The organism is Parashewanella sp. 2304DJ23-3, from assembly GCF_056591695.1.
In genome coordinates, this window is the sequence record NZ_JBWQOH010000004.1 from 1 (window position 1) to 12,208 (window position 12,208).

10 protein-coding genes are annotated in these 12,208 nt (G+C 38.9%); 7 read left to right on the forward strand and 3 right to left on the reverse strand.

What is annotated here, in order from left to right:
* Window positions 1–250 precede the first annotated feature (250 nt).
* Entirely contained in the window at window positions 251–673 is a 423-nt protein-coding gene (locus AC1EU2_RS09925) for a DUF4124 domain-containing protein (RefSeq protein ID WP_480298130.1), read from the forward strand.
* Window positions 674–873: 200 nt separating this feature from the next.
* Here the strand turns inward: AC1EU2_RS09925 and ubiT are convergent, their stop codons facing one another.
* The gene (gene ubiT / locus AC1EU2_RS09930; protein WP_480298131.1) at window positions 874–1,386 is read right to left on the reverse strand and encodes a ubiquinone anaerobic biosynthesis accessory factor UbiT; all 513 of its coding nucleotides are present in this window, start codon (window positions 1,384–1,386) and stop codon (window positions 874–876) included.
* Window positions 1,387–1,518: 132 nt separating this feature from the next.
* Between ubiT and ubiU the strand changes: the two genes are divergently transcribed.
* The gene (gene ubiU / locus AC1EU2_RS09935; RefSeq protein WP_480298132.1) at window positions 1,519–2,520 is read left to right on the forward strand and encodes a ubiquinone anaerobic biosynthesis protein UbiU; all 1,002 of its coding nucleotides are present in this window, start codon (window positions 1,519–1,521) and stop codon (window positions 2,518–2,520) included.
* A gap of 20 nt (window positions 2,521–2,540) precedes the next feature.
* Entirely contained in the window at window positions 2,541–3,395 is an 855-nt protein-coding gene (locus AC1EU2_RS09940; protein ID WP_480298133.1) for a U32 family peptidase, read from the forward strand.
* Window positions 3,396–3,413: 18 nt separating this feature from the next.
* Here the strand turns inward: AC1EU2_RS09940 and AC1EU2_RS09945 are convergent, their stop codons facing one another.
* Complete coding sequence (locus AC1EU2_RS09945) at window positions 3,414–4,715, reverse strand: APC family permease (RefSeq protein WP_480298134.1); 1,302 nt, start codon at window positions 4,713–4,715, stop codon at window positions 3,414–3,416.
* 107 nt (window positions 4,716–4,822) lie between these two features.
* Window positions 4,823–6,115: an APC family permease gene (locus AC1EU2_RS09950; RefSeq protein WP_480298135.1), complete on the reverse strand. Its 1,293-nt coding sequence runs from the start codon at window positions 6,113–6,115 to the stop codon at window positions 4,823–4,825.
* A 155-nt stretch (window positions 6,116–6,270) separates the two neighbouring features.
* On the opposite strand from AC1EU2_RS09950, the gene AC1EU2_RS09955 reads away from it, so the two are divergent.
* The 4 genes from AC1EU2_RS09955 (at window position 6,271) to olsF (ending at window position 12,194) form a co-directional block, all read left to right on the forward strand.
* A complete protein-coding gene (locus tag AC1EU2_RS09955; RefSeq protein ID WP_480298136.1) occupies window positions 6,271–7,821 on the forward strand; it encodes a methyl-accepting chemotaxis protein in 1,551 nt (516 codons plus the stop codon).
* Between the two features lie 256 nt (window positions 7,822–8,077).
* The gene (locus tag AC1EU2_RS09960) at window positions 8,078–9,436 is read left to right on the forward strand and encodes a YjiH family protein (protein WP_480298137.1); all 1,359 of its coding nucleotides are present in this window, start codon (window positions 8,078–8,080) and stop codon (window positions 9,434–9,436) included.
* Window positions 9,437–9,579: 143 nt separating this feature from the next.
* A complete protein-coding gene (locus tag AC1EU2_RS09965; RefSeq protein ID WP_480298138.1) occupies window positions 9,580–10,455 on the forward strand; it encodes a UDP-2,3-diacylglucosamine diphosphatase in 876 nt (291 codons plus the stop codon).
* 11 nt (window positions 10,456–10,466) lie between these two features.
* Window positions 10,467–12,194 (forward strand): bifunctional ornithine lipid synthase OlsF, encoded by a 1,728-nt coding sequence (olsF, locus tag AC1EU2_RS09970; RefSeq protein WP_480298139.1) that lies wholly within the window; start codon window positions 10,467–10,469, stop codon window positions 12,192–12,194.
* The last annotated feature ends 14 nt before the right edge of the window (window positions 12,195–12,208 follow it).

Sequence of the window (12,208 nt, forward strand, 5' to 3'; positions counted from 1 at the left end):
GAAAAAAAAACTCGTTCGCACAATTAACGATCACAATGGCCTTTTTATCACCTCTAATTTACTACTTCAATCGAGGCAGAGAGACATCATACACAACTAAGCTCATGAGTTAACTAGGTTTTTTATTAATAAAAATTAATGTTAGTAATATATTTAATGACTCACATGCTGCTAAGACCAAGATTTTATTTAGTTTTATCTGATATTTAGCTACATTATGAATATAGAAACTTTATATTCGGAGCTACTCATGGTCCTTTCCACTTATATTTTACTCACAGGCATTTTAAGCGGAACGACAGCTAACATTACCTATATATATAAGTGGGTAGATAATAATGGCGTTACCCACTACAGTAATCAGGAGCCAACTGGGGTTCAATCGGAACAAATTGATGCTAAAACACTACGACCGAAGAAGATTGGTACGATAGTTCCAAAGCGTTTAAAAGAAGACTCTCAAGAACAGGCTGTAAATACAGACATTTCCAACTCGCTTCAATCAAAGGAAATCTGTAACCGTGCAACTCATAATTTAAAGTTACTGCAAACTCACACTCGATTACTGCAACAAACCAATGACTCCACAGAGCCTGTTGCTTTGACAGAGGAACAAAGACAAGCATCTATTAAGCAAGAGCAACAACGAATAGATGCTTTTTGTAAAAAATAATGGTTGAAGGTTCAGTAACTCTGGTTCTAAGAATGTATAAGGGAAGACCTAACCTTCATTCTTAATTCAATCAGGATACTTGCAAGTGAAACCAACTCAAATAAGCACTTCGTCCTCATCTCCACTCTACTACAATAAATACGATGCTGTAATATTCGAAAATTGCTGCGTGGTAGCACTCATCGTCTCTAGTTCTTAAGTTATGATGCTATTTGACGACTTTTTGTTTCAAGAACTTCTACGGTATAAGCAAGTTTATCGACAGATGCTTTCATTAGCTTGGGCATTTCGTCCAGTTCAATACTTAAAAGTAAGTTCTTTACTTCTAGGCCTAGCTCTGTATCACCTTTAATTTGTAATTGGCGTTGAAAGAATAGTGTATCTGGATCTTCTTTTGCTGCTGCAACTTTAATGAGTGATGCAGAGTCAGCTGAAAAAGTAACATCTGCTTGCTGGGGCTCTCTTACACACCACTCTTTATCGAAACTTACTTCAAATTTCAAATTAAAATCGGTGACTTCAATTCTCACCCATTTATCTTTCAAGAACTCGAGTTCCTCGTCTTCCATTTGCTCCTTTAATATTACCTTGAGTAATTCAGTAATTGCTTTTGCTTTTAATGAAAAAGGAACAATAGCTAAACTCAGTTGAGCCACTGTGGGAATTTTATTTAGAATATGTTTTGCTGCTGGAGCAGGAATCTTTGCAAACATTTTCGTTCACCTTAAGTTTTTATATCACAGTATTCTAATCAAGCTTTATCACTTTAAACCTGTTCTACATCAATTCTTGGTAAAACAAATATCAGTAAACTTCCATCAAAATTAATACTTGAGAGATTTACTATGGAATTGCTTTGCCCAGCTGGAAATCTGGCGGCACTTAAAACCGCATTCAATGCAGGGGCAGATGCGGTTTATTTAGGCTTAAAAGATGATACCAATGCTCGCTCGTTTGCAGGGTTGAACTTTAGTCCTAAAAAGCTGCAGCAAGCCGTATCTATTGCTAATAATCAGAATAGAAAAATATTTCTAACGATCAACACCTTTCCAAAACCGACTGAAGAAGGCCGTTGGTATCAAGCTATCGATATGGCCGCTGATTTAGGTGTTGATGCGTTAATCATGGCTGACTTATCTCTACTTGATTATGCTCACAGCCGGCATCCACAACTACCATTGCACCTTTCAGTTCAAGCAAGTGCTACCAACCTTGGCGCTTTAAGCTTGTATAAGGAAGAATTTAATATTGAACGAGCTGTTCTTCCCAGAGTGCTTTCAATGAAGCAAGTTCGAGATCTAGCGAAAGTTTCACCTGTTGATCTTGAAGTGTTTGCTTTTGGTAGCTTATGCATTATGGCAGAAGGTCGCTGTCACCTTTCCTCTTATGTTACAGGCCAATCACCTAATACTGGCGGTAGTTGCTCACCAGCACAACATGTTCGTTGGGAAGAAAAAGACGGCCAGCAGTTAACTAAACTCAATAATGTATTGATTGATCAATCAGGTAAAGACGAGCAAATGGGATACCCCGTTGTTTGCAAAGGCAAGTATGTTGCAGAAGATAATGGTGATACAGAATATATGCTGGAGTCTCCCACTAGTTTGAACACGCTTTCTTTACTTCCTGAGCTTGGAAAGGCCGGAATCGTTTCACTAAAAATTGAAGGCCGCCAGCGTAGTCCTGCTTATGTTGAGCAAGTAACTCGAGTTTGGCGTAATGCGATTGATGCTTATCTTGATAATCCTGCCGGTTATGAAACACAACGTGAGTGGAACGCAGCTTTAAACAAAGTATCAGAAGGTCAGACTACAACGCTTGGCGCTTATGAGCGCACTTGGCAATAAAGACGACGGAGATAAAACACATGCAAATCAGTTTAGGACCACTTCTTTATTTTTGGTCAAAAGAACGAGTATTCGATTTCTACCGTCAAGTAGCAGAAAGTAATATCCCAGTAGTGTACTTGGGGGAAGCGGTATGTACTCGTCGTAGAGAACTCAAATTTAAGGACTATCTTGAACTAGCAACAATGCTTAAGGATGCGGGTAAAGAAGTTTACCTCTCTACATTAGCCTTATTGGAAACACCTTCTGAGTATACTGAGTTAAAACGTCAGATTGAAACCTGCGGCTTTAAAATCGAAGCGAACGATGTAGCGGCCGTATATGTAGCAAAAGAAAATAACATTCCGTTTGTTTGTGGTCCGAGTATCAACAACTATAACCTGTCCAGTTTACATAAAATGCAGAGTTGGGGTATGGAACGCTTCGTCATGCCTGTCGAATTATCTAAAGATTGGCTCAGCAAAGTTATTGACTCTCGCGAAGGTGACATACCTTTGGGTATTGAAGTGTTTGGTTATGGCCATTCTCCATTGGCATACTCCGCTCGTTGTTTTACCGCAAAACATAAAGGTATTGCTAAAGATAATTGTGAGACGGTGTGTATTGAGTACCCTAAAGGCTTGCTTGCACAGACACAGGAAGACGAGCCACTATTGCGTCTTAATGGTATTCAAACTCAAGCTGCAGCCTGTACTGACCTAAGCAACGAAATTGAAGTAATGAAACAAATGGGAGTGACTCACTTTAGAGTTTCGCCAACAGGAAAAAATACCATTGAGATTGCTGAAGCTTTGATCGCTGGTCAACCCATTCCGCCCCCTGCTAACCCATGTAACGGCTACTGGTACGGCGAAGCCGGATTTGAAAACAATTAAAATAGAATAAAAAGTCTTTTACTGCCCCTCAAGTTTCGCTTTAGGGGCTCTCACTGAAAACCACTTCGTTAATGCAAGTAAGTAAACAACACCGAACATGCACCAAAGTAACCCAACTTCGAAAGCTTCTCCCGATAGCTGCGTCCATAGCCATACTGTCATTAAAAAACCAATTAAAGGCACGAGTCCATTTTTTATTAACTGCTGCTGTTGATTATCGATATAAAAATGTTTGATTACTGCGAGGTTAACAAACGAAAAGGCGACTAGGGCACCAAAGCTTATAATGCTCGAGGCTAGTTCCAAACTCAAAGACAATGCACTCAGTGACACAAATGATACGAGTAAAATAGCAAACGTTGGTGTTTCATATTTTTTATTTTGCAATGACAAAATTTTAGGTAACGCACCACTCTTCCCCATAGAATATAAAATTCGGCTAACACTTGCTTGAGAAGCAAGTGCACTTGAAAATAAGCCAAACATATAAATAAAAATATAAAGCTCGTTTAAGCGCATACCACCTACGGTTTGATTGAGCTGTAAACTGGCTGTGTCTGGATCATTAAACAGATGCCAATTAGGAAAAACCAGCTGTCCTAAATAAGCAACAATCACATATAAAACCCCACAAATTAATGTGCAATAGATGATACCTCTCGGTACGTCTTTTTTAGGATGTTTGGCTTCATCAGCCAAAGTAGAAACTGAATCGAACCCTAGAAAAGAAAAACTTAAAATCGCTGCACCACCAACAACAGCAGGTATATTCATATTTGAAGAGTAAAATGGAGCGAGATAATCAATTTGCTGTCCTGATATTGAAAGCTCATTGATGGCTAAAGCACAAAAAGTGATAATAAATAGTATTTGCAGCCCAATTAGAATCACATTCACTCTAGTGACTAGCTTTATACCTATAAGGTTGAGAACGGTTACTAAAATGATACTAGCAATAATCCAAAACGCACTAGGAAGAAAAGATAAGTATTCAGGAAGGTATAAACCAATGACTAAATAATTAACCATTGGCAATAACATATAATCTAACAGCAATGCCCAAGCAACGATGAAGGCTAAACCACCTCCAAAAGTATGGCTGATGTATGTATAAGCAGATCCTGACGCTGGAATTGCTTTCGACATTCTGGCATAACTTATTGCAGTGAACATGATGGCACACAATGTCACTAAATAGGCTGCAGCTACATGCCCATCGGTCCCAACAGTTACGATTCCATAGGTGGTAAAAACCGTTACCGGCGTCATGTAAGCAATACCTGCAACCGTCAAATCCGTTACGCTCAGGACTCTCTTCATAGCATCAACCTAGGAATTTATTAGGAAAAAATTACTCTGATATCGTTAACATAGTAAGACTACATGAATTAGCAAATATTCATTTTGAGTTAGATAGTCATTTTTTCTTATTCAAAGTTAGAAATGCTGAAATTAATATTTCTCTTGAGCCGCACTACCAAATAAATCCCCCCGAAACATAACCAACACAGTCCAACAATAATTGACATTTTAGACAATGATAACCACAACCATATGGTTAATAAGAACCCCATAATCGGCATGAACATATTTTGAAACCAATGCCGTTCTTCTTGCTTAAAATAGTAATGCTTTATCACCGACAAGTTTACAAAAGTAAAAGCAGTGAGTGCACCAAAACTGATCATACTCGATGCTAGCTCTAAGCTGATCCCAATCGAAATTAAAGATGCCATCGACACAACTATGATCGCTAGCCAAGGTGTTTGGTAAGTTTTACTTAAATATCCGAATTGTTTTGGCAATATATTGCTTCTGCCCATTGCGTATAATACTCGGCTAACACTGGCTAATGATGCCATTGCGCACGAGATACAACCAACAACTGACATCACGATATAAAACGTATTAAACCGCTCCCCTCCAATGAAGGTAACCAGCTTCAAACTTACAATTTCTGGGTTAACATTATCAGGCCAGTGGGGGAATACCAATTGGCCGAAATAAGCAACGAGAATATAGAGAAGCCCACTGAAGACTGTGCAAAGAATAATTGCTTTAGGAACAGTTTTTTCTGGCTCAATAGCTTCTTCAGCCAGCGTAGAAACAGATTCGAAGCCAAGAAATGCTAAGCATAAAATAGCAGAGCCACTGATAATGAGTGACAATTTCATTTGAGGTTCATAAAACGGTTTTAAATAGTCGATTGGCTCTGGAGTATTGAGCAAAATCACCACGGATAAACCAATAAACAATAAGACGAAGATTAACTGTAAACCGACGAGTACCAAGTTCACTTTTGTTACGAGTTTAATACCCAGCAAATTAAGTAAACACACAATTGCCGATGACAAACATATCCAAACAGCACTATCTATACTTGGAAAGTAATCTTGTAAATAGATACCAATGACGAGATAACTGATCATGGGAGCAAACAAATAATCGAGCAGTAATGTCCAACCAACGATAAAACCGATTAAATGCCCAAAACTCTCTCTTGTATAGATATAAGCAGAACCAGATGCAGGTATCGCCTTAGACATTCTCCCGTAACTGATGGCTGTAAATAAAATAGCGATCAAAGTTACTAAATAAGCGGTAGAAAGATGACCTACGGTGAGTTTTGCAACAATCCCGTAAGTCACGAAGGCCGCTAACGGTGACATATATGCTAAACCAAACAGTGTTAGCGCAGGCAAACTTAACACTCTCTTCATCAATGACCCATTTATGAATTCAGTTTTCTTATTTATAGTCGCAATTGATAATCAGTAACAACAAAAACTTGACCCAGATCGACTTTAGCGTTTTCGTTAGTGTTAACATACGCACGTTTTCAGCTCTAATAATTAAAAAATAGCCTGCAGTAACTATGGATATAAACACAAACAGTTTTAAAGCCTCTGAAAGGGAAATTCGTCTAGCTCCTGGTGATGAATTAATTTCAACGACGGATAAACAAGGCAATATTACCTACGTAAACCAAAGGTTTATTGAGGTCTCAGGCTATAGTGAAGCCGAACTTATCGGTATGCCTCATAATTTAATCCGCCATCCAGATATGCCTAAAGCCGCATTTAAAGAAATGTGGACAACACTTCTATCAGGAAAATCTTGGCGTGGTATTGTCAAAAACCGCTCGAAGCAAGGTAGTTACTATTGGGTTGATGCCTTTGTAACACCTCTTTTTGATAAAGGAAGTATCATCGGTTTCCAATCCGTACGGACCATGCCCAAACCAAAGTACGTTTCGAAAGCCGAAGCCATCTATACGAGGCTTAATCAAAATAAACCTCTAAAAAGCGGTATCAGCCTTAACCAAAAAAGAATACTTTCAGGTGTTTTAGCCACTTTAGGTTTAGCGATAACAGGTTATTTTTGGGGTTGGCCAGTCATCATTGCCGGTAGCCTATTGATGGGACTCAATCTGGCTATATTTTATGACGAGGCATTTCGAATTCCAAAACGATTAATGGAAATGCAACAAGAATTCGATTCAGTGAGTAGATTGATCTACAGCGGCAACGATACGTCTTCGATTCTGAGTTTTCAGTTGTTACTGCAACAAGCGAAAATGCACAGTATTTTAGGCAGAACACAAGATCAGGCAGATCAATTACAAACTATCGCAGGACAGCTCGTTACTACAACACAACAAGCTCATCAAAGTATCGAGCAAGAAAAACAAGAAGTTGAGCAAGTTGCAACAGCTATCGAGCAACTCAAATGTACCATTAGTGAAATCACTGATAATGCAAAAGCAACCTCTGAGCAAATTCACGCTGCAAGTGAACGCTGTCAGGAGTCTAATTCAAATATGATGCAAAACAGTGAACATATTCAGGCTCTATCTCACGCTGTGTCAGATGCTGCAAATAATGCCGCTCAGTTAAACGAAGAAGCTGAACACGTTGCCAATGCAATGTCTGAAATTGATGCGATTGCAGAGCAAACTAACTTACTTGCATTAAATGCGGCAATTGAAGCTGCTAGAGCAGGAGAACAAGGACGAGGATTTGCAGTGGTTGCAGACGAAGTTCGAGCGTTATCCAGTCGCACGAGAGTATCCACCAGCAGCATTTCACAGAGCGTTGATAAAATGTTCAGTATGCTAAAGGATTGGGCCCTACAAATGGAACAATCAAAACAACAAGCGAACGACTGTGCAGAAGCCATTCAGCAGTCTGCCGATAAAGTTGGAGAGGTATATCAAGGGATCTTACAAGTGAGCGAGTTCGCAGAGCAGAATGCCGTTGCTTCAAGTCAACAAAATCAAGTAGTCACTGAACTGGCTTGTAATATGAATCAAATCTCTGAGCTAAGTACAGAAAACGTTGAAGCATTAAATCACATTGAAAGCTCAGCCATTGACGTGAGTAACAATGCCAGCAAAGCTCGTGGGCTCAGAGACACGTTTAGTTAACTTAAACTCTACAATGCGTTCATTAAAGAGTCTTTAAAACTCAAACGAAATGCAGGTTTAAACAAAATTTATGAATAATATCTCACTCATAATAAAAATCTGAGTGAATCAATTTACAGCTGAAGATTATATCGGTAATCTGCACGCATACTCTATCGCTCACTTCTGTACATAACAAAAGTGGGCGATTGCATATTTAGTGGAAGGTGTTCTAAGTCAACTTCCAAATCTTAATTCTTGTTTTGAGGCTTCAATTGTGGAAGAAAAAAAACAAAAACATAACATCAAAACGATATTAACCTTCTTGCTTCCATCTTTGCTGGGGTTATTTTTATTCATGACTCCAGTTGGGCACGGTGACAGCTATACGATCCCTATCGCAGTAGTTGCCAAGTTAATCCAAAGTGAATTCAAGCATATTGCACTACCACTCATTGCTTTTGTGGTCATGGGTATGGGCATAGTTACGATATTAATAAAGTTGATTAAGCCTAAAGTCGTTACGAATCATCACTTTTTAAATGAACTGCTTAACCCAAACTGGTTCTGGACTGCAACCCGAGCTCTTGGCTCAGTATTCATTGCAATGAACTTTTTTGAGTTTGGCCCTGAAGCACTTAGAAGTCCTGACACTGGCGGGTTAGTTTTCCATGACTTACTGCCCGTGCTTTTTTCAGTGTTCTTAATTGCAGGTTTATTGCTGCCTTTACTATTGAACTTTGGGCTTTTGGAAATTGCAGGCGCATTACTCACTAAAATTATGCGCCCTGTGTTTAAGCTGCCAGGTCGCAGTGCTATTGGTTGTATTACATCTTGGCTTGGTGATGGTAGTGTTGGCATTCTGATGACGGCTAAGCAGTATGAAAATAATACCTTTACTCAAAGAGAAGCTGCCGTTATTGCAACCACATTTTCTGCAGTATCTATCACCTTCTGCTTAGTGGTCATTGAGCAAGTTGGATTGGGTGCTTACTTCTTACCATTTTATTTAACTGTGTGTGCAGCAGGTATTTCAGCAGCGCTGATTGTCCCGAAACTACCACCTCTTTCTCGTAAGAAAGACATTTTCATCAACGGTCAAGAAAGATTGAAAGATGATGATGTTGTTCCAGCAGGAAGAAGCTCTCTTTCTTGGGGTTATGAACTTGCTTTGAAAAAAGCTGAAAAAGCCCCAAATGTGAAACAGTTTTTTGAAGAAGGCTTCAAAAACGTCATTGACATGGTGTTTGGTGTTTTACCAATCGTAATGGCCATTGGTACTATCGCACTTGTAGTTGCTGATACAACACCTTTATTTGAATATTTAGGTAAGCCGTTTATTCCTTTATTGGAATTACTGCAAGTTCCTGAAGCAACAGCAGCCTCTAAAACTATCGTTGTTGGGTTTGCAGATATGTTTTTACCTGCAATTTTAGCTGCTAGCATCGATTCAGAAATGACACGCTTTATCATTGCGGCAATGTCTGTGAGCCAGTTGATTTATATGAGTGAAGTGGGTGCACTTTTAATTGGAAGTAAGATCCCTGTTAATTTTTTAGAGTTATTGATGATTTTCATTCTTAGAACGTTGGTTACTTTACCAGTAATTTCTGGCATTGCGCACCTGATATTCTAGGCGAAAAAATCAATATTATTTTTAGCCCAAACCTTCACAAGGTTTGGGCTTTTTTATTGTCATTCTTCCGTCATAAAATTTTAATTTAAACTTAAATTTCACTGTCTATCCTTTATGTGTAAATGCATGCTTTAGGATAAACAATGACGTTTAGCAGTACAGCACATGAACAGGAAAACAGTTTAAAAGCAAAGCATTATCATGCTTTTTGGCTGTCCGACATTCATCTTGGATGTAAAGATTGCAAAGCTGAATTTTTATTGCAGCTTCTACAAACATCAACGTTCGATAATTTGTATTTAGTCGGCGACATTATTGACTTATGGGCGTTAAAGAAACGGCCACATTGGCCAGAAAGTCATCACAAAGTTCTACAAAAAATTATCGAAATCGCTCAATCTGATACTCACGTTATCTTTATACCGGGTAACCACGATGAGTTACTAAAGAGTTATCACTATTTCAATTTTGCAAATATTGAGATTCATCCCTTTTTCCTGCATCACACGATATCAGGAAAAAAACTGCTCATGGTTCATGGTGATCAATTTGATTCAGAAGTTTGTGTAAGCCGATATTACGCAAAGTTGGGCGATCATTTGTATGACTTTCTTCTCTTTTTAAATCGTTCTATTCATGGGCTAAGAAAACGCTTTGGCCACTCTTATTGGTCATTAGCAAGTTACATTAAAAAGAAAGTTCCTAAAGCTCAGCAAGCCATCGAGCGCTATCACCAAGCAGCAATTCGTTATGCAAAACAGCAAAACGTTGATGCCATATTTTGTGGGCATATCCACCAGCCGGAATTAATTCAGCAAGACGCTGTAATTTATGGCAATCACGGTGATTGGATAGAAAATTGTACCTTAATCGCTGAAACAGAACTGGGGGAACTACAATTACTTCAGTGGGATGACAAATGGAATTGCACTCAAGTCTTATCGCAAATCGATTCTACCCTACAAGTTTTATCACCCAATAAAAACAAACAACAGCAACCAAAAGAAAACGTTGCTTAGGGACAAGACTTATGATTTTCACTGTAGATAAAGTAGTTAAGGAAAACCTTCCGAAAATTGAGCAAAAGCCGTGGCTGGCCAAACCGACGAAAACAATGCTTAAGTACCTGTTAAACGAAAAAGAGTGTAATGAGATAGCATTGCAACACGCTCATTTAACAGGCGTAGACTTTGTCGAAAAGGTATTAGAAAGTTTTAATTTCAACTATTCAGTGCCAAATACTGAAATCGAAAATATTCCCTGTGAAGGTCGTGTAGTTATCTTCGCTAATCATCCAATTGGCTCGCTTGATGCACTAGCCATGATTAAGCTCATTAGCAAAGTAAGAAGTGACATAAAGGTTGTCGCTAACGACCTTCTTATGGCGCTGGGACCACTTCATAATATTCTATTACCAGTGAAAAACATGACGGGTGGCACACCCAAACAAAATTTAACCGCAATTCATGAGCATCTAAAAAATGAAGGTGCGGTATTGATTTTTCCTTCTGGTGAGGTATCGAGACTCCGACCTCAGGGTGTTAGAGATACCAGTTGGCAATCAGGGTTCTATAAAATGGCTTGTACTTGTAATGCGCCACTGCTCCCTATGTTTGCCGATGCAAAAAATTCGGCCGCTTTCTATGGCGCTTCGATGATCTATAAGCCTTTAGCTACATTGATGTTGGTGAAGGAGATGTTCAAACAGTCAAAGAAAACCATGCCGATTCGTATTGGCGAACTTATTCCTATTGATGCATTTAAAAATAATGACTTCCCGCTCAAGGTGAAAATTAAACTGCTCAAAAATCACCTCTACCGTGTCGGTCGAAATAGCCAGGGGTTGTTTAACACTCAAAGTCCAATCGCTCATCCTGAGTCTCGAGCAGATCTACAACATGCACTGAATCAATGTGAACAACTGGGTGAAACTGCTGACGGTAAATTGATTTACCTTTATGAACACAACGACTCCAGTCCAATTATGCGTGAAGTCGGTAGGCTTCGAGAAATTGCATTTAGAGCTGTTGGTGAAGGAACCGGAGAACGCCGTGATACCGATAAGTACGATCCATTTTATCTCCACTTAATATTATGGGATAAAAACGATTTAGAAATCGTGGGGGCTTACCGCTTTGCAAAGGTAGATGATGTCCATCAACGTGTTGGTCAAAAAGCGTTATACAGTCAATCTTTATTCAACTATACATCGGAGTTTGGCCCATATTTTGAAAAAGGGCTAGAGCTTGGCCGAAGCTTTGTTCAGCCAAAATACTGGGGAAAGCGTAGCTTAGAATATCTTTGGTACGGCATTGGTGCCTTTTTACAGAAGCATCCGCAATATCGCTATCTTTTTGGGCCAGTATCATTAAGCGGGCAACTGCCTGAACGAGCAAAAGTTTTATTAGTTCACTTTTATCAAACTCAATTTCTACCTTGTATTTGTTTAGCGAACTCAAAGTCACCTTATATGATTCCAACAGAATTAAAGCAAAGTCTCGATACTTTGTATGACTATAGTTCCAACGATAAAGATACTTACAATTCAAATTTTCGGGTTTTAAAACAGACATTATCTGAGCTAGGTGTAGCAGTACCTACTTTGTTTAAGCAATATTCGGAATTATGCGAACCTGGTGGTGTCAAATTCTTAGATTTTGGCGTAGATACTGACTTTAATGATTGTATTGACGGGCTAGTTTTGGTGGATTTGAAAAAACTACTTCCTAAGAAAAAGGCAAAATACATAGAGCCCTGAATAAATCAGGGCTC